Source organism: Verrucomicrobium sp., assembly GCA_028283855.1.
Lineage (GTDB): Bacteria > Verrucomicrobiota > Verrucomicrobiia > Methylacidiphilales > GAS474 > GAS474.
In genome coordinates, this window is sequence record JAPWJX010000004.1 from 200,585 (window position 1) to 218,918 (window position 18,334).

The following is an 18,334-nucleotide window of genomic DNA, read 5'->3' on the forward strand; positions in this document are numbered from 1 at the left end:
CGGATGCTCATCATACCCTGGGCGGGACGCCGTGGCGGTTCCGGCGGCGTCGTGCGCTTGCGCACCGTGCCGGGCGCTCCCAATCCCTTCGTGGAGGCCGATAAGCAGCGCCGCGCCGCGGCGGGGGCTTCCGGCACGCCCGCGCGCGACCTGTCTCCCCTTAAATCGCAGGCCCGCCGCTCCCAGCCGGTGGAGGAGCGGAAGCGGGAAGATGCGGGCCCGCAGTTCCTGATTTTGCCTTAATCGACGAGCGAAGCCGCGCTCGGCTGGTTCGGCGCGGCGGGCTTGTCCAGGTAGCCGTAGCGCAGGGCCGTGCCCAGCGCGCCCAGGGCGATGCGGGAGGCCGCCGCCTGCGGCCCCGTCCCCATCACCGCCCAGGCCGGGCCGGGACGCTCGCTTTCCTCTAAAAAGAGCCGCGCCAGCGCGCGCAGGTGGGCGGCGGTCTCCGCCTTCGCCGCGATCTTCGCCACGTCGGGCCGGGCCTTCCGCAGAGCGGCGGCCCAGCGGCGGAGCGCGGCGGGGGAGGGGGCTTCGGCAAGGGAATGGACGGAGAGGACCAGTTTCTTGCCCGCCTGGCGGGCTGCGGCGGCCTCCGCTTTGAGGGAGGGAAGGGAGGCCAGCTCCAGGTCGAAGGCCTCGGCGTGCGGCAGGAGGTGGCGCAGGGTCTCCTTCCGCTCCCCTCTTTCCCACGCGTAAAGGCCGCCTTCCTCCGGGATGCGGCAGGTGAGGAGGACGGGGACTTTACGGCGGCGCAGGGCGTGGAGGATTTCCGCCAGGAGGAGGCCGTCCTGCAGGAGCGCGTCGGCGCGCACCTCTACCAGCCCGATGCCCTGCGGCGGCCGGGCCAGCTTGGCCAGGCCCGCGCCGGTGACGACGGTGCCGACGACGCGCGGCGCGGAGAAGTCGAGCGGCTTCATGCGCTGAAGGGAAAGCCGTCCCCGGGGTTCTGGCGGCGCAGGCTGCGGAGGACTTTTTGCAGCCGCTTCTTCACGTCCAGCTCTTCCAGGAGGGCCTGCTTCGTCGGGATGTCGTCGATGAAGGTGTAGGTCACCAGGTCGGAGAGGATGTCGAAGTCCTTCAGCTCGTTCATGAACTGGACCATCCAGGGGGGGACGTTCTCGTCCTTGCCCTGGCTGAGGCCGACCATCTCGATGATCTTGGCGACGAGGGCGTCGGCCTCCACGTCGTCCTCCTCCACGGTGTTGGAGGTGAGCGGCTCGATGTCGCCCACGAAGTAGGGCGCGGCCTGGGAAAAGCGGGTGAAGCGGACGCGGGAAAGGCCCTGCAACACCAGGTTGGAGGTGCCGTCCTTGTTGTGGACGCAGGCGCGGATCAGGCCCACGCCGCCGATCTCCCGGGGCCGCTCCTTCGCGTCCGTGAGGGCCACCGCGAACATCCGCTGGTCCTCCAGGGATTGCGTCAGCAGTTCCCGGTAGCGGGGCTCGAAAATGTAGAGGGGAAGCAGCGCCTGGGGGAACAGGATGGCGTTCGGCAGGGTCATGACCCCCACCTGAGAGGGGAGCTTCATCTTCGTCTAGGTTACGCCTCCGGCGGGCGGGTGCAAGAGCCTAAGGCGAGGAGGTCTGGGACTTCCAGCACCCGCTTCGGCGCGCCCTCCCGGGCGGCGCGGATCATGGCCCGGCCCAGCTCCTCGGTGGTGATGACGGCGTTGGGATAGAGGCGCCTGGCCAGGGGGTAGAGGGGCTTGAAGAAGGGGAGAAGGGCGTTGTAGAGGGGCGTCTACGACCGCTCCCCGTGGGCCGGGTGGATGTAGCCGGGCCGGACCATAAAGGCGCGGGGGAAGAGGCGCAGCAGGGCATTCTCCGTCTCCCCCTTCACGCGGGCCCACATGGAGCGGCCTTTCTCCGTGCCGTCGGTGTGGGCGCCGGAGACGTAGAGGAAGGCCAGGCCGGGATTGCGCTCCGCCAGCACGCGGGCGGCGGCCAGGGTCAGATCGCGGGTGACGCGGCGGTAGTCGGCCTCCTTCATCCCGGCGGAGGAGACGCCCAGGCAGAAGAGGCAGGCGTCAAAACCGTTCAGGGCGTCGGCCACGCCGGAGAAATCGTAGAAATCGGGAGGCACCAGCGAGCGGAGTTTGGGGTCCCGCTGGGCGGGAACGCTCCGGCCGACGGCGAGCACCTCCGTGACGCCGGGATCGCGGAGGCATTCCCGCAAGACCCCCTGGCCGACCATTCCGGTCGCTCCGAAAAGAATAATCTTCATATATCTTAATATTAAGGACGCTACGATTGACCTTGACGGTGCCCCCCGGCAATCTGTACAACCCGCGGACTGCCTTTGTGCAGATGATTTATACTCAAGCTCTTTAACCATTTTCTATGTTCAAATCCATCTCGAGTTTTTTTAACAACGACATCGGCATCGACCTGGGGACGGCCAACACCCTCGTCTATGTGAAGGACCGGGGCATCGTCCTGCGGGAGCCTTCCGTCGTCGCCGTACAGCAGGGGACCAAGAAAGTCCTGGCCGTGGGCGACGAGGCCAAGCGGATGCTGGGCCGCACCCCGGGCAACATCATCGCCGTCCGCCCCCTGAAGGACGGAGTCATCGCCGACTTCGAGATCACGGAGGCGATGCTCAACGCCTTCATCAACAAGGTGCAGAACCGCCTGAAGCTGCGCCGCCCGCGCGTCGTCATCGCGGTGCCCAGCGGCATCACGGAGGTGGAGAAGCGCGCCGTGCAGGACTCCGCGCGCCACGCCGGGGCCCGGGAAGTCCACCTGATCGAGGAGCCCATGGCGGCGGCGATCGGCGTCGGCCTGCCGGTGCAGGAAGCGGCGGGCAACATGATCGTCGACATCGGCGGCGGCACCACGGAGGTGGCCATCATCTCCCTGGCCGGCATCGTCTACAGCCGCAGCGTCCGCGTGGCGGGCGACGAGCTGGACGAGAGCATCATCAACTACATGCGCCGCGCCTATAACCTGATGATCGGCGAGCGCACGGCCGAAGAGATCAAGATCAAGGTCGGCTCCGCCTACCCGCCGGAGAAGGAAACCACCATGGAAGTCCGCGGCCGCGACCTGGTGGCCGGCCTGCCCAAGACCCTGACCATCACTTCCCAGGAAGTGCGCGAGGCCCTCATGGAGCCCGTCTCCGTCATCATCGAGTCCGTCCGCATCACCCTGGAGCGCTGCCCTCCCGAGCTGTCCGCCGACTTGGTCGAGCGCGGCATCGTGCTGGCCGGCGGCGGGGCCCTCCTGCGCGGCCTGGACCGCCTCCTGGCGGAAGAGACCGGCCTGCCCGTCCACGTGGCGGAGGATCCCCTGAGCGCCGTCGCGGAAGGAACCGGCAAGGTGCTGGAGGAATTCCGGTACCTGCGCAAGATCTCCGAGGGAGACCATTCCTAAACGTGCGGTAAGCGGCTTTCCCAAGCCTCCCTTCCTCCCGTTTCGGAATTCCCTCCACTCCGCGCGGTCATGCACCAGCGCCTGAACGTCCTCCTGCCTGCGGCGGTGGCGCTGCTCATCGCCGTCGTCCTGGTTCTGCCGCAGAACTGGAAGACGGAGCTGCGCGGCCTGCTGCTGGACGTCTTCTCCCCGGCCATCCGGCTTTACGACCGGGAACGCCACTTCTACGAGCAGGTGCGCGGCGGCTTCACCTCCCTGGACCACGCGCAGAAGGAAGCGGCGCGCCTGCGGCAGGAGAACGCCGCCCTCCTGACGGAGAACAACGTCCTGCGCGACCTGCGCGCGGAGAACGGCCGCCTGCGGGAGATGCTCGGCTTCAAGAAGGGCTCGCAATACTCCCTCCTGGCCTGCCGCGTGGTGAGCCGCGATCCCTCCAACTGGTGGAACACCGTCATCGTCAACCGCGGCTGGACGGACAACGAGCGCCTCACCTCCGACCTGCCCGTGGTCACCCCGCGCGGCGTGGTGGGGTAAGACCGGCCTGGTTTCCCGCAACGTGACGGAGGTGATCCTGATGATCAACCAGAACTGCAAGATCTCCGCCACGGTGGAAAATTCCCACAACCAGGGCGTCGTCGTGGGCATGGGCGCCCCGGCGGAAGGCAGCCCGCGCGTGCGCATGGACTTCCTGCCGCGCAGCGCGCAGCTGGCCATCGGGGAGCGCGTCTTTACCAGCGGCCTGGGCGGGGTGTTCCCGCCGGGCCTGTTCCTAGGCACCATCATCGAGGCCCCGCCGCTCAACGCGGGGCGCAACTTCGGACTCTACCGGGAGGCGGTCATCGACCCCGCGCTCGACCTCACCTCCCTGGACGAGCTCTTCATCATCCTGCCGAACTAGGCCGGGCACGGAAAGGCTCCCCATGTTGCTCTTACTCTTCCTCTGCGGGGCGGGGGCCATCCTTCTTCAGATGATCGTGCCGAAGCTCCCCTTGGTGGAGATCCACCCCTTCCTCGTCGCCCTGCCGGTCCTCTACGCCGCCATGCGGCTGAAGGGAGGCGGCCCCCTGGCGCTGGCGCTGGGCCTCGGCCTCGTCATCGACCTTCTCTCCCCGCAGAAGCTGGGAACGGGCGGCTTCGTCCTCTGCCTGGTCGTCGGCATCGCCTGGAGCCAGCGGGAGAACCTGCCCTTCGACCACTGGGGCTCGGTCGCCTTCCTGGCGCTGGTGGCCACCTTCGGCGCGCTCATCGCCGACTACGCCCTCTTCTGCTGGGAGTCGGGCACGCGGGACTGGCGCTTCATCCTCTGGGTCCGCCTGGCCTGGGTGGCGGTGCTCAACGCCGTCTTGGCCGTGCCCTTCTTCGTCCTGTGCGACCTTTTCCTGAGCCTGCGCCGGAGAGGCGACGAGGAGGACTATGCTCTTTGAGCCGTTCTCCGTTCCCCGGAGCCGCTTCTACGTCCTGGCCATCCTTTGCGTGGCGGGGACGATGACGCTCCTCGTCCGCCTCTGGAACGTGCAGGTCTCCCACGGCCAATCCTATACGGACCGCCTGCGGGACCAGACCACGGTGGCCGTCCGCCTCTCCCCGGCGCGCGGCGCCATCCTGGACCGCAACGGCGTTCCCCTGGCGGAGAACCGCGCCAGCTTCGACATCGATTTCTACCTGGACGAGCTGGTCCGCAACTACTCCCAGGAGCACCGGGGCCGCCTGCCGCGCATCGAGATCACGCGCAAGACGGGGAAGAAGACCACGGTCCGCCGGGAGGTCGACATCTGCAAGATCGTCCGCAACTACCTGGAGCCGATCTCCCGCAGCCTCGGCTTCCCCATCCAGCTGGACGAGGCGGCCCTCCGCCGCCACTACGCCCAGTCCCCCACCGTCCCGTTCCCCTACAAGACGGACCTCAACTTCACCACCCTCTCCCAGTTTTCCGAGCGCAACCTGGGCGTGCCCGGTATCCAGATCGCCGTGCGCCCCGTGCGCCATTACGACTACGGCGCCTTCGCCTCCCACATCCTCGGCTACGTGGGGGACGTGGAGGAGGTCGACGGGACGCCGCAGGACGGCCAGCCGGAGAGCGTCGGCAAGCACGGCGTGGAGAAAGTCTACGACGCCCAGCTCCAGGGCCAGCCCGGCGGGCGCATCCTGCAGATCAACTACCGCGGCTACATCGAGAAGGAGGAAGGCTTCACCCCGCCGGTCATGGGCAAGTCGCTCAACCTGACCCTCGACGCCCGCGTCCAATACATCGTCGAGCAGGCGCTGCGCCGCCAGGGGCGCGCCGCCGCCGTCGTCATGGACCCGTGGACCGGGGACATCCTGGCCATGGCCTCCGTGCCCAGCTTCGATCCCAACGACTTCATCCCCCGCATCACCACGGAGAAGTGGAAGACCCTCCGCAACGATCCCACCACGCCGCTCCTCAATCGCGCCGTCTCCGCCTACGCCCCGGGCTCCACCTTCAAGGTCCTGGTCAGCATGGCCGCGCTGGAGAAGGGGACCATCACGCCGAACACCGTCCTTTTCTGCCCGGCGGTCTACGTCGTCGACGGCCACCCGTTCCACGACGACGTCGATTACGACCGCGGCAACATCACCCTGCACGACGCGCTGCGCGTCTCCTGCGACACCTACTTTTACCAGGTCGGCATCCGCACCGGCATCGACCAGATCCACGACGTGGCCATAGGCCAGGCCGGCCTGGGCGAGCCGACCGGCTTCCCCCTGCCGGAGGACAAGGGCCTCATCCCCGATCCGGCCTGGCTGAAGGCGACGTATCCCAAGGAACGCTGGACCCAGGCCTATACGGCCAACGTCTCCATCGGCCAGGGCGCGGTGCTGGCCTCCCCCCTGCAGATGGCCTCCTTCATGTGCGCGGTGGCCAACGGCGGCACCCTTTATTATCCGCGCCTCATCAAGGGCGTGACCGACGGCGACGGGGCGGAAGTCATCTCCGTTCCCACCCGCGTCCACCACATGCTCGACGTCCGCCCCTCCGACCTGGCCGCCATCCGCCAGGGCCTCGTGGAAGTCGTCAAGGCGGGCACCGCCACCACCGTCCAGCTGCCGGACGTCACCGTGGCGGGAAAGACCGGCACCGCCCAGTTCAACCAGCGGCTCAACGGCTCCCTGGTGAAGGACCTCCGCACCTGGTTCTACTGCTACGCCCCCTTCGAGCAGCCGCGCTACGTCGTCTGCGTCATGGTGGAAGGCGGCGTCGCCGGCGGCGTCACCGCCGGCCCGATCGTGCACGACATTCTCCAGGCCCTCTTCACCATGGATAAGACGGGCAAGGCCCCCACGCTCACCTACCTGACCCCGGCCATCGGCAACTTCAGCGGCGTCTCCCAATACCGATGAGAACCCTCCTCCTCAAGCTGGGCCGCCTCCACTGGCCCCTCCTCTTCCTCACCCTGGCCCTTTGCGTCGCCAGCGTCTTCTTCGTCTACAGCGCCACCTATTTTTCCGAGGGGAACGAATTCCACAACGCCTGGCTCTCCCAGATCTTTTGGCTCGGCGTCGGGCTGGGGGTCTTCTTCGTCATCGCCCTGGTCGACTACCATTTCTGGATCGAGCAGGGGCCGCTCTTCTTCGCCGGGGTCTTCGCCCTTCTCCTGGCCGTGCTGGCCATCGGCATCCGCGTCTACGGGGCCAAGCGGTGGATCAGCCTCGGTCCCATCGGCCTCCAGCCCTCGGAGCTGGAGAAGCTCTCCTTCATCCTCATGCTCGCCTGGCTCCTCTGCCGCGTGCGGGAACGGGGCTTCAAGCTCTGCCTGCTCGTCGGCGGCCTCATCATGCTCCCGGCGGGGCTCATCCTCCTCCAGCCGGACCTCGGCTCGGCCTCCGTCCTCTTCCCCGTCGCCCTGGCCATGCTCTACGTGGCGGGGCTCAAGAAGCGCTACCTCCTCCTGCCGCTCCTGGCCGTCGTGGCGGTGGTGCTCTACACCTACATCGGCGTGCACAAGCTGGGCTGGACCATCCCGGGCCTAAAGCCCTACCAGATGGCGCGCATCCGCACCTTCTACGATCCCAGCCTTGATCCCCTTAACCGCGGCTGGACGATCAACCAGTCCCTCATCGCCATCGGCTCCGGCGGGTTCGAGGGGAAGGGCTACCTGAAGGGGACCCAGAACATGCTCGGCTTCCTGCCCCGGAACATCTCCTACACCGATTTCATCTTCGCCGTCGTCGGGGAGGACTGGGGCTTCCGCGGCGCCGGGCTGGTCATCGCGGCCCTTTCCGCGCTCATCCTCCTTTCCGTCCACGTCGCCCACGAGGCGGAGGACAACGCCGGGGCCCTCCTGGCCACCGGCGTCGCCGCCATGCTCTTCACCCACTTTTTCGTGAACGTGGGCATGACCATCAAGGTCGTGCCCATCACCGGTATCCCACTGCCCTTCATCAGCTATGGAGGCACCTTCATGGTCATTTGCCTGGCTTCGGTCGGCATGGTGCAGAGCGTCTGGATCCACCGGCGGATGCGTTCCGATTAACCCGCACACACAAAGGAAAACCCCATGATCCTCGGAAAACTTCGCGACATGCTCGGCATCAAGAAACAGGGTGACGAGAAGGAGATCATCATCAGCTGCGAGCGCCTGGAGCGCCGCGTCGCCCTCCTGGAGGGGGGCCGCCTGGAGGAATTCGCCATCGAGCGCGACGGCGACCGCCAGATCTCCGGCAACATCTACAAGGGCCGCGTCCGCAACCTGGAGTCCGGCCTCAAGGCCATGTTCGTCGACATCGGCATCGACAAGAACGCCTTCCTCCACTACTGGGACGCCATTCCGGCGGCCCTCGACTCCAGCGTCGAGACCATCGAGCGCGGCGGCAAGAAGGCCAAGCAGCAGCAGAAGCAGAAAAAGCGCCGCATCACCGCCGACGACATCCCGAAGCTCTACCCGCCCGGCTCCGACGTCATTGTCCAGGTGACCAAGGGCCCCATCGGCACCAAGGGCCCCCGCATCACCACCAACATCAGCCTGGCCGGGCGCTACCTGGTCCTCATGCCCTTCACCGACCAGTTCGGCATCTCCCGCAAGATCGAGAGCCAGAAGGAGCGCCAGCGCCTGCGCAAGATCCTGGAGGAGCTCGACGTGCCGGAGGGCATGGGCGTCATCATCCGCACCGTGGGGGAGGGGCAGCGCTCCCGCTTCTTCGTGCGGGACCTGGCCGTCCTCCTGGACCAGTGGAAGCGCGTCGACCAGAAGCTGCAGAGCGCCCAGGCGCCCGCCCTCCTCCTGGCGGAGCCCGACCTGATCGAGCGCACCGTGCGCGACTTCCTGACCGACGAGATCGACCGCATCGTCGTCGACAACCAGGACGCCGCCACCCGGATCGGGGAGCTGATCGGGCCCATCTCCAAGCGCTCCCAGCGGAAGGTCCGCTACTACAACGAGCCGACGCCCATCTTCGAGCGCTTCAACGTCGACAAGCAGATCGACGGCGCCTTCCGCCGCCAGGTCTGGCTGCCGTGCGGCGGCTACCTGGTCATCGACGAGACGGAGGCCCTGGTGGCCATCGACGTCAACACCGGCCGCAACAAGGGCACCGGCGGGAAGGGGGACCAGGCCAAGACCATCCTCCAGACCAACCTGGAGGCGGCGGAGGAAGTCGCCCGCCAGCTCCGCCTGCGGAACATCGGCGGCCTGGTCATCATCGACTTCATCGACATGAAGGACCGGCGCGACCAGCAGGCCGTCACCGCCAAGCTCAAGGAGCACGTCCGCCGGGACAAGGCCAAGACCAACATCCTGCCCATCTCCAGCCTGGGCCTTTTGGAGATGACCCGCCAGCGCGTGCAGGAGAGCATCAGCCGCTCCCTCTACATCGAGTGCCCGCACTGCAGCGGCCGGGGCCTCATCAAAAGCCCGGAAACCATGAGCGTGGAGATCCAGCGCGCCATCATCCGCACCCTGCGCCTCCAGCCGGACGTGCACGAACTGCGCATCCACGTTCCGCTCTCCGTCATGGAGCGGCTGAAGAACGAGGACGAGCAGCTCCTCATCGAGCTGGAGCGCCGCTTCCAGGGCCGCCTGACCTTCCGCCCGGACCCGAAGCTGCCGCAGGACCAGTTCAAGCTGGTCAACGCCGCCACGGAGGAGGAAATCGGCCAGAAGCCGGAGCCCGCCCCCACCCAGGCGGAGCGCGGCCAGCGCCGCGACCGGCGCGAGCGCCGCGGCCGCGAAGAGCGCGAGGAAGAGTAGGCGGCGCTCATGGCCTGGCCCCTGGAACTGGCCGTCGCGCTGCGCTACCTGCGCCCGCGGCGGACCTTTGTCTCCGTCATCACCGTCCTCTCCGTCCTGGGGGTGACGCTGGCGGTGATGGTCCTCATCGTCGTCCTCTCCGTCATGGCGGGGTTCGAGAAGGAGCTGCAGCAGAAGATCATCGGCTTCAACGCCCACCTGATCGTCCGCAACGGCGGCATCATCGACAAGGAGCGGGACGTCCTCTCCCTCCTGCGGAAGGAGCCGGGCGTCCTGGGGGCGGCCCCCTTCGTCTCCGGGCCCGTTTTCGCCAAGTGCGGCGGGCGCGTTTCCGCGCCCATCCTGCGCGGAATCGATCCGGAGGCGGAGGAGACCGTCCTCCCCCTGCGGCGCTACCTGGCCTCCGGCGACTTCGAGCTGCGCGGGGATACCGTCCTCGTCGGCTCCCAGTGGGCGCGGCAGAATCACGCCTGGGTGGGGGACAAGGTCCTCATCTACGGCCCGCGCCAATTGCAGAGCCTGGAGGCGGCGCGGGATCCGCACCAGGCCGTCATCCTCCCCACGGAGCTGCTCATCACCGGCATCTTCGAGACCGGCCTCTACGAGTACGACCTGAACTTCCTCATCGTTTCCCTCGAGACGGCGCAATATCTCTACACCCTGCCGGACGGCTCCGTGCACGGCTTCGCCCTCCGCGCGGCCGATCCGATGAAGCTCGACCCCCTGCGCGACCGGCTCAACAAGACCCTGCCGAAGCCGCTCTCCGTCTTCACCTGGATGGACCAGAACAAGTCCCTCTTCACCGCCATCGCCACGGAGCGGGTGGCCATGGCCTTCATCCTTTTCTTCATCATGATCGTGGCCGCCTTCGGCCTCTGCAGCACCCTCATCACCATCACGGTGCAGAAGGCGCGGGAGATCGGCCTGCTCAAGGCCCTGGGCGCGGCCGACCGGCAGGTGCTGGGCATCTTCGTCGCGCACGGGCTTTTGGTCGGCGTCCTGGGCGCGGTGAGCGGCGTCGGCCTGGCCGCCGTCGTCCTTTACTACCGCAATCCCTTCCGCGAGTTCCTGGACCGCCGCCTGGGCATCGACGTCTTCGCGCCGGACATCTACAACTTCGCCAGCATTCCGGCGGAAGTCTCCCTCACGCAGGTCGGCCTCATCGCCCTTTCCGCCGTCGTCGTCTGCGTCCTGGCCGCCCTCATCCCCGCGCAGGCGGCCGCCCGCCTGGAACCCGCCAAGGCCCTCCGCTATGAATGAGATGCCCCTGTTGGAATCCCGCGGCCTGGGAAAGAGCTACCGCATGGGCTCCCAGCCGGTCCACGTCCTGCAGGGGATCGACGCGGCCTTTCCCGAAGGGTCCTTCACCACCATCCAGGGGGCGTCCGGTTCCGGGAAGACCACCTTCCTCCAGGTCCTCGGCACGCTCCAGCGGCCCGACGCGGGCGGCGTCTATTGGCGCGGCGCCTCGTTGGAAGGGCAGGGGCGCGGCAGGCTGGCCGCCTGGCGGAACAGGCACGTCGGCTTCATCTTCCAGTCCTACCAGCTCCTGCCGGAATTCTCCGCCTTGGAGAACGTCGACCTGGCCGCCCGCATCGCGGGGCGGGGAGACCTGGAACGGAGCCGGGAGCTGCTGGCCCGCGTGGGCCTGGCGGAGCGGGCGGAGCACCGCCCGGGGGAACTTTCCGGCGGGGAGCAGCAGCGCGTCGCCATCGCCCGCGCCCTGCGGAACGATCCGGACCTGATCCTGGCCGACGAGCCGACCGGCAATCTCGACCGGGAGACGGGCCGCCAGATCATCGAGCTTTTGGAGCGGCTGCACCGGGATTCCGGGAAGACGCTGATCTTGGTCACCCACGATGACGAGATCGCCGCGCGCGGCGGCCACCGGCTGCGGATGACCGGCGGGCGGCTGATGTGATCCCCGGCTAGGGATTTTCGATTTTTTCTTCCGGGAAGGGGACGACGGGCGGGATCGAGCTGTTGTCCGGCCGGGGCGGCTTAGGCTTGGTCTGGACGCGGTTGAGCGTCACCTGCATGGAGAGGGGCGCGCCGCCCTGCGGAGTCACCGGCAGATAGTAAGTCTCAAAGCCCTGCATCTTTATGGCCACGCTCTGCGCGACGGGCGGCAGGGAAACCTCCAGCGGCGTGAAGCCGAAGTCTTCCCCGTTGAGCGAGACGACGGCCCCCTGGGGGTGGCTGTCGATCCGTACGCGGGAGAAGCGGAAGTCGGGGGTGAAGGCCGTCACCTCGTGCACCAGGACTTCCAGGGGCACGCTGTAGGAGCGGTTCCGCTGGCTGAGGCGGACCAGGTAGCGGCCCGGACGGAGGCGGAGGTTCACGGCGTCCTCCGCCTTGAGGGTGCCGGAGGCGGCCAGATCGGTCCGATCGACGCGGTGCGCCTCGTACCGGTAGCCCTCCTCCGCCGACTGGAGGCGCAGGAAACCGCCCTCCGGCTTGAGTTCGATGGGCGGCAGGACGAGGTGCTCGGCGGGGTGGAGGCGGACGACCTGGTGGTGGGCCAGGTATTCGGGCGCGACGACGGTGAGCCGGTAGGGGCCTTCGCGGAGGTGGCGGAAGGTGGCTTTCAGCCCGGTTTCCGAGTCCATCCCCAGCACGATGGTGGGGGAGGCCTCCCCGGCCAGCAGGGGCTTTACTTCCACGGCGACGGAGCCGTTCTGCACGCGCAGCGCGTCGAAGGCCAGATAGCCCGCCACCGCCGTCATGCCCAGGAAGCCGGCCACGGAGGCCAGGCTAAGGAGCTGGAGGAAGCGCTCCGCCTTCCGGTGCAGGCGGATCAGCCGCTCCAGCCGCTCGCGCAGGCGGCCCAGCTCGGCCTCCATGTCCTGGTGGAAGTCGGTGCCGCGGACGGAGGCCAGCAGGCGGGCCTTTTCCGCCAGGGCGGTGGGAACCTTCGTCAAAAGGGCCCGTGCCGCGCGGGCGGGCGCGAAGCCGAACCAGAACCGCCGGAAAGCCTTTTCCAGGAGCGCCTCCGCCTGGTCCATGGGGTGTCCCAGGCGCTGGTCGATGTCGGTGAGCTCGTTCCGCCAGCGGGCCGCCTCGCGCGCGGGAGCCTCGTAGTCGAGGTCGGCGAAGACCGGCTTGAGCGGGGCGGCGGTTTCCTGCGCCTTCCGGTAATTGCCTTCCCGGGCCAGGGTGATGGCCTTGTCCAGGGTGCGGAGGTGCTTGGAATAGGTTTCCAGCCAGCGCTTGCAGCGGGCCTCGTCCTGCTTGAGGGCGGCCAGCCGGGCGCGGCGCAGGGAGCTGGAGGCGTCGTCGTCCAGGTAGCGGAAAATCTCCGGCAGGTCGAGGCGGTGGAGGAGGTGGTCGGGATGAAGCAGGGTGGCGAAGCCGTAGAGTTCCGGCTGGAGGTCCTTTCCGCTGCGCCACGAGCCGGCGGGAAGGCCCAGCCGCAGCTCGCGGACGTGGTGGGAGATCTCCGCGATTTCCGAGCGGATCTGCTCGTGGAGGGCTTCCAGCCCGGCTTGGGAGAGGGCGCCCGGCTCCGGGTTTTCCAGGGCGGCGCGCCAGGCGGGCGCCTCGGAAGTCTCCGTGTGGACGGCGGCGGCGACAGTGCCGATCCTCTCCACCGTCTGGCCGAAGTGGTCGAGCGGATCGTCGACCAGCGCGCTGGCGGGCAGGTTGGCGTTGGCGAAGTGGTCCAGCTCCTTCCCCAGCTCAGCCAGGGCGCCCAGGACGGGGGTCTTCTCCGCCTCCATGAGGCCCTCGGCGCGGAGGAGGTAGGCCACCTTGGCCTGGAGGACCTGAAGGTGGAAGGTCTGCTCTTCCAGGTTGGTGCCCCAGGCGCTCTTGATGCGGAGCCATTCGATGGAGGCGTCCTCCACCAGGTCGGCCAGGCTCTGCCGGTATTTTTCCAGCACCTTGTCCTGCTCGTAGCCGGAGCGGTGCAGGGCGTTGTTGATTTGGTGGATCTTGGTCTTTTGGGCGATGCTGGCGCCCTGGACGCGCAGGGAGGCCAGCTCGGCCGTCAGCCCGGCGATGCGGTCCCGCACCTCCGTGGCCCATTGGTGGAGGCCCGCCAGCTCCTTGTAGCCGGGAAAGATATTCTCCAGGTCGGGCTTGGCGTTCTTGGCCGGGGCGGGCTTGGGCTCCACTGCCCGGCAGTATGATGGCTTGCCGGGATCAGGGCAATATCAAGTAAGCCAGGGAACAGCCGGCGGCGACGGGGACGGCGTCGGTCCGCAGGGCCAGGGAGGCGGCGGTGGTCCCCGCCGCGACGACGCGCGCGCCGAAGGCGCTCTCCGCCGCCGTCGGCGTAAGGAGGGTGAAGAGCGCCCCGCGCGGCGCGCCGGGCAGGTGCAGGGAGGCGAGGTCGATCGCGTAGTCGCTCTGCCCCACGACGAGGGGAAGGATGCCGGTCAGGCCGGTGGTGAGGAGGGAGGCGGCGGTCGGGTAGGCGGGGTTGCCCTCCGTGGGCAGGCCTTCGTCGTCCTTGATCACGTCGTTGTAGATGACGACGGAGAAAGTCCGGGTGCTCGTCTCGTAGCCGCCCGGGGTGATCCAGGCGATTTCCCCCATGAGGGTGACCTGGGCCAGGTCGCCGCCCGCGGGATTAAGCAGGGCGTTGAGGGGGGAGGTGTTGAAGCTGGGCTGGAGGGCGTAGGCGGTGGCGGGCGCGGCGGGCGTGGCCCAGACGTCGCAAAAGACGACGAAGTCCCCGTCGTATTGCCCCTGCTGCTTGAGGCCGAATTTGAACGTGGTGCCGGAAGGGAGCGTCACCGGCGTGTAGCCGTTGCTCCCCAGTTGCTGAAAGGTCACCTGCAGGGGGGCGACGTCCCCCCGTTTGAAGGAAAGGGTGGTGACGGGCGCCGCTGTTGCTGGAGCCGGCCACCAGCTGGGCCCGGTCTAGGTCGATGTAGAGGTTCATGGGGGTCTGGCGCGGCATCCTACCCGGGAGCGGGGCGGCGCGTCTTGGACGGGGGGAACGGAGGGCAGGGAAGGGGTGCTTGACCGCCCGGCCGGATGGCGCAGCATGGGAAAGACGATGAACGCGTTTTTCCCGGAGGCCGGGCGCTGAAAGCCCTGCGCATCGGCGTCATCGCCGACACCCACGGACGGATCCATCCGCGCCTGGAGGCTCTTTTCCGGGACGTCGACGAAATCTGGCACCTGGGCGACGTCTGCGAGGAGGCGGTCCTCGATTTTCTCCGCGGCCTTTGCCCCCGCCTGACCGTGGTGCTGGGGAATAACGACTTTTCCTTCTCCGCCCCGCTGACGCTCGATTTGGAGCGGGAAGGGGAGCGCTTCCACCTGGTCCACATCCCGCCGCGCTCCTTTCCCGCGCGGGAGGGGTGGTTCCTCCACGGACACACCCATGTCCCCCGCGATGAACGAATCGGCGCGTTGCGTGTCTTTAATCCCGGCAGCGCGGGTTTGGCGAACAAGGGAGCTCCCTTGCACGTCGGCTTCCTGGAAAAGGAGCCGGGGAAGCCTTTCTCCGCGCGGCTGGAACCCCTCTAACCTTGCAGTCCCCCTCATTCTGAACCATCCTGGAAGCCCTTTCCCCCTATGAAGCGCACCCGCCTTTCCGCCTGCGTCCTCCTCCTTTCCCTTAGCCTGCCGGTCCTCGGCTCCGCCGCCACACCCTGGTGGAAATGGGGCGCCTCCCCGACAAACGCCCCGGCCGCTGAGGCGGAAAAGTCCGCCCCCGCCTCCCTGGGCGAGGCCAAGCCGGAAACCGCTCCCGCCCCCGGCGGCGGGCCGGCCATGGTGACCAGCTTCGCCCCCATTGTGAAGAAGGTGGCGCCCAGCGTCGTCACCGTCTTCACCACCAAGAAGGTGAAGGAGCAGGACGTCCGCAACCCCTTCATGGGCGATCCCTTCTTCCAGCGCTTCTTCGGCAACATGCCGGGGATGCCGGGCAACGGCAACGGCGGCGGCGCTCCGGCGAAACCCCGCTTCCAGGAGCAGCAGGGGCTGGGCTCCGGCGTCATCGTCTCCGCCGACGGCTACATCCTGACCAACGTCCACGTCGTCGACGTGGCGGACGAGATCAAGGTCCGCATCGGCAACGAGAAGAAGGACTACGCCGCCAAGGTCATCGGCAAGGACCCGCTCTCCGACATCGCCCTCATCAAAATCACTGCCACCGGCCTGACTGCCATCCCCCTGGCCGATTCCAGCAAGGTGGAAGTGGGAGACGTCGTCCTGGCCCTGGGCAACCCCTTCGCCCTCGGCCAGACCGTCACCATGGGCATCGTCAGCGCGCTGGACCGCACGCCGGACGAGCTGGGCGCGGGCACCCTCGACCAGTTCATCCAGACCGACGCGGCGATCAACCCCGGCAACTCCGGCGGCCCCCTCGTCGACACCGCGGGCCGCATGATCGGAATCAACAGCGCCATCTACACCCGCAGCGGCGGCAACATGGGCATCGGCTTCGCCATTCCCAGCAACATGGCCCGCCACGTCATGGAGAGCCTGCTCAAGCAGGGCCGCGTCATCCGCGGCTTCCTGGGCGTCAGCGCCAACGCCCTGACCCCGGACCTGGTGAAGAAATTCAGCCTGCCGGACGACAACGGCGTCCTCGTCGCCCAGGTGGAGTCGAAGTCGGCCGCGGAAGCCGCGGGCGTCCAGGTCGGCGACGTCATCACCGAGTTCAACGGCAAGAAGATCTCCGACTACCACGACCTGCGCACCGCCGTCACGGAGACCGCCCCCGGCAAGAAAGTCCGCCTGGCCCTGATCCGCAACGGGCATCCGAAGACCCTGGACGTCACCCTCAAGGAGATGCCCGCCGCCGCGTCCAAGCCGGAGGCGGACGACGCCGCCCAGGACGAGCCGGCGGAGCCCGCCACGGAAAAGCTCCTGCCCGGCGTGCAGATCGCCGACCTGAACGACGCGGGCCGCCACCAGTTCGACGCCATCCAATATCCCGCCGACCTGAAGGGCGCCCTGGTCGTCGACGTGCAGCAGGACTCCCCCGCCGCCAAGCCCGGGGCCGCCGGCCTCCAGCCGGGCGACGTCATCCTGGAGGTGGAGCACAAGGAGGTCCACTCCGCGAAGGAAGCGGTCCTCGCCGCCCATAAGGCCAAGGGCGGCCTCCTCCTGCGCGTCTGGACGCGCGGCAATCCCCGCTACCTGGTCATCCAGAACAGCGACCAATGAGCGATACGCTTTCCACGCCCCCCGCCTTCGTCCCCGGCCCCACGCCGGAGGAGAAACTGAAGATGGAAAAGGACGGCCTGGACGTCATCCACGACCTCCACCGCTACGCCCACACGGGCTTCGCCTCCATCACGGAGGACGATTTCTCCCGCTTCAAGTGGTACGGCTTCTACCGCCAGAAGCCGAAGGAAAGCGGCTACTTCATGCTCCGGCTGCGGCTGCCCGGCGGGCGGCTGACCCCGGAGCAGGCGGAGGCCGTCGCCTCCGTCGCCCAGGACTTCGCCCACGGCTTTTGCGACGTCACCACCCGGCAGACCTTCCAGTTCCACTGGCTCACCATCGAGCAGGCGCCGGAAGTCTTCGCCCGGCTGGAGTCCGCCGGGGTCTACACCAGCGGCGCCTGCGGCGACATCGCCCGCAACGTCGTCGGCTGCCCCGTGGCCGGGTGCGACGGGGAGGAGATCCTCGACGCCACCCCGCAGCTGGAGGCGGTCAACGCCCACCTCTTCAACAACAAGGAATTCTCCAACCTGCCCCGGAAGTACAAGATCAGCGTCTCCGGCTGCCGCATCCACTGCGCCCAGCCGGACATCAACGACCTGGGCTTCTTCGGCCTGGAGCGGGGAGGGGAGGCGGGCTTCGGCCTGAAGATCGGCGGCGGCCTTTCCTCCGCCCCCCACCTGGCGCAGGTCCTGCCCGTCTTCCTCCGGCCGGAGGAGGTCCTGCCCATGGCCCACTACGCATCGGTCCTCTACCGGGACTTCGGCTACCGGGAAAAGCGCAACCGCGCCCGGCTCAAGTTCCTCGTCGCCGACTGGGGCGCGGAAAAGGTCCTGGCCAAGATCGAGGAGCTGGCGGGCCGCCGCTTCGAGCGGTACGAGGGGTTCCAATTCCCGACCGATCCGGAGACCGACCACCTGGGCGTCCGCCCGCAGAAGCAGGCGGGGCTCCACTACGTCGGCGTCTGCTTCGCCGGGGGGCGCGTCCGCGCCCATCAGCTGCGGGAATTGGCGGAGCTTTCCCGCCGCTTCGCCTCGCCCGGCCAGGCCCGCCTGGGGGCGACGAACAAACAGAACATCATCCTCTTCAACATCCCGGAGGCGAACGTCGCCGCGCTCAAGGCGGAGCTCGACGCGCGGGAGCTGGTCTGGAACCCGACGGTCTTCCGCTCCGGCTGCGTCTCCTGCACCGGCATCGAGTTCTGCAACCTGGCCATCGCGGAGACAAAGAACCGGATGATCTCCCTCGTCGGCCAGCTGGAGGAGGAGTGCGCGGGCTACCGGGACAAGATCCGCATCCATTTCAGCGGCTGCCCCAGCTCCTGCGGCCAGCACCAGATCGCCGACATCGGCTTCCGCGGCGGCATGACGAAGGTCAACGGCGTCTCCACCGAGTGTTTCGACATGTTCCTGGGCGGCAAGCTGGGGAGCGAGGCCCGCTTCAACGAGCTGGTCCGCGGTAAAATCCCCGCCGCCGACATCCACAAGGTCGTCGGCCAGACCCTCCGCTACTACCAGGCGAATCGCCAGGGGACGGAGACCTTCGCCGACTTTTCCCGCCGTTTGGGGAAGGATGCCATGAAGACGGCCCTGGCCCCGGAAAATCCGGCCGCTCCCGCGTAAAATAGCC

Annotated in this window: 18 protein-coding genes; 13 read left to right on the forward strand and 5 right to left on the reverse strand. The window is 68.0% G+C overall.

Translation table 11 applies throughout. The features are described from left to right. Nucleotides 1–3: 3 nt before the first annotated feature. On the forward strand, nt 4–243 hold the full coding sequence (locus PW734_09295; GenBank protein MDE1171385.1) for a hypothetical protein: 240 nt from the start codon (nt 4–6) through the stop codon (nt 241–243). Here PW734_09295 and PW734_09300 read toward each other — a convergent pair. The 3 genes from PW734_09300 to PW734_09310 all read right to left on the reverse strand — a co-directional run bounded on the left by PW734_09300 (nt 240) and on the right by PW734_09310 (nt 2,223). Further along, nucleotides 240–917 carry a type I 3-dehydroquinate dehydratase gene (locus PW734_09300; protein ID MDE1171386.1) on the reverse strand — a complete coding sequence of 226 codons (678 nt, stop codon included), beginning with the start codon at nt 915–917 and terminating at the stop codon, nt 240–242. The two genes, PW734_09295 and PW734_09300, sit on opposite strands and share 4 nt — an antisense overlap. Beyond that, a complete protein-coding gene (locus PW734_09305) occupies nt 914–1,528 on the reverse strand; it encodes an LON peptidase substrate-binding domain-containing protein (GenBank protein MDE1171387.1) in 615 nt (204 codons plus the stop codon). The genes PW734_09300 and PW734_09305 overlap by 4 nt, the downstream gene beginning before the upstream one ends. 212 nt (nt 1,529–1,740) lie before the next feature. After that, on the reverse strand, nt 1,741–2,223 hold the full coding sequence (locus tag PW734_09310; GenBank protein ID MDE1171388.1) for a hypothetical protein: 483 nt from the start codon (nt 2,221–2,223) through the stop codon (nt 1,741–1,743). Nucleotides 2,224–2,339: 116 nt separating this feature from the next. Between PW734_09310 and PW734_09315 the strand changes: the two genes are divergently transcribed. The 9 genes from PW734_09315 to PW734_09355 all read left to right on the forward strand — a co-directional run bounded on the left by PW734_09315 (nt 2,340) and on the right by PW734_09355 (nt 11,498). After that, nucleotides 2,340–3,371 (forward strand): rod shape-determining protein, encoded by a 1,032-nt coding sequence (locus PW734_09315; protein MDE1171389.1) that lies wholly within the window; start codon nt 2,340–2,342, stop codon nt 3,369–3,371. 69 nt (nt 3,372–3,440) lie between these two features. Next, nucleotides 3,441–3,905, forward strand: a complete 465-nt coding sequence (locus tag PW734_09320; protein MDE1171390.1) for a rod shape-determining protein MreC — start codon at nt 3,441–3,443, stop codon at nt 3,903–3,905. 22 nt (nt 3,906–3,927) lie between these two features. After that, a complete protein-coding gene (locus PW734_09325) occupies nt 3,928–4,269 on the forward strand; it encodes a rod shape-determining protein MreC (GenBank protein ID MDE1171391.1) in 342 nt (113 codons plus the stop codon). A gap of 22 nt (nt 4,270–4,291) precedes the next feature. Next, complete coding sequence (mreD, locus tag PW734_09330) at nt 4,292–4,795, forward strand: rod shape-determining protein MreD (GenBank protein ID MDE1171392.1); 504 nt, start codon at nt 4,292–4,294, stop codon at nt 4,793–4,795. Further along, the gene (mrdA, locus tag PW734_09335; protein MDE1171393.1) at nt 4,785–6,731 is read left to right on the forward strand and encodes a penicillin-binding protein 2; all 1,947 of its coding nucleotides are present in this window, start codon (nt 4,785–4,787) and stop codon (nt 6,729–6,731) included. The genes mreD and mrdA overlap by 11 nt, the downstream gene beginning before the upstream one ends. Next, nucleotides 6,728–7,864 carry a rod shape-determining protein RodA gene (rodA, locus tag PW734_09340; GenBank protein MDE1171394.1) on the forward strand — a complete coding sequence of 379 codons (1,137 nt, stop codon included), beginning with the start codon at nt 6,728–6,730 and terminating at the stop codon, nt 7,862–7,864. The genes mrdA and rodA overlap by 4 nt, the downstream gene beginning before the upstream one ends. Nucleotides 7,865–7,888: 24 nt before the next feature. Then, nucleotides 7,889–9,577, forward strand: coding sequence for an Rne/Rng family ribonuclease (locus tag PW734_09345; GenBank protein MDE1171395.1), 1,689 nt, complete (start codon nt 7,889–7,891; stop codon nt 9,575–9,577). A 9-nt stretch (nt 9,578–9,586) separates the two neighbouring features. Beyond that, nucleotides 9,587–10,837, forward strand: a complete 1,251-nt coding sequence (locus PW734_09350; protein ID MDE1171396.1) for an ABC transporter permease — start codon at nt 9,587–9,589, stop codon at nt 10,835–10,837. Next, nucleotides 10,830–11,498 carry an ABC transporter ATP-binding protein gene (locus tag PW734_09355; GenBank protein ID MDE1171397.1) on the forward strand — a complete coding sequence of 223 codons (669 nt, stop codon included), beginning with the start codon at nt 10,830–10,832 and terminating at the stop codon, nt 11,496–11,498. The genes PW734_09350 and PW734_09355 overlap by 8 nt, the downstream gene beginning before the upstream one ends. A gap of 7 nt (nt 11,499–11,505) precedes the next feature. Here the strand turns inward: PW734_09355 and PW734_09360 are convergent, their stop codons facing one another. Together PW734_09360 and PW734_09365 are read right to left on the reverse strand one after the other, a co-directional pair. Further along, nucleotides 11,506–13,692 carry a PEGA domain-containing protein gene (locus PW734_09360; protein MDE1171398.1) on the reverse strand — a complete coding sequence of 729 codons (2,187 nt, stop codon included), beginning with the start codon at nt 13,690–13,692 and terminating at the stop codon, nt 11,506–11,508. 28 nt (nt 13,693–13,720) lie between these two features. Beyond that, entirely contained in the window at nt 13,721–14,356 is a 636-nt protein-coding gene (locus PW734_09365) for a hypothetical protein (GenBank protein MDE1171399.1), read from the reverse strand. Nucleotides 14,357–14,560: 204 nt separating this feature from the next. On the opposite strand from PW734_09365, the gene PW734_09370 reads away from it, so the two are divergent. From PW734_09370 to PW734_09380, 3 genes are read left to right on the forward strand one after another with little or no spacing between them, the layout of a single operon-like run. Next, nucleotides 14,561–15,058 (forward strand): metallophosphoesterase family protein, encoded by a 498-nt coding sequence (locus tag PW734_09370; GenBank protein ID MDE1171400.1) that lies wholly within the window; start codon nt 14,561–14,563, stop codon nt 15,056–15,058. 48 nt (nt 15,059–15,106) lie between these two features. Continuing rightward, entirely contained in the window at nt 15,107–16,705 is a 1,599-nt protein-coding gene (locus tag PW734_09375; GenBank protein ID MDE1171401.1) for a Do family serine endopeptidase, read from the forward strand. After that, nucleotides 16,702–18,327 carry a hypothetical protein gene (locus PW734_09380; protein ID MDE1171402.1) on the forward strand — a complete coding sequence of 542 codons (1,626 nt, stop codon included), beginning with the start codon at nt 16,702–16,704 and terminating at the stop codon, nt 18,325–18,327. The genes PW734_09375 and PW734_09380 overlap by 4 nt, the downstream gene beginning before the upstream one ends. Nucleotides 18,328–18,334 lie beyond the last annotated feature (7 nt).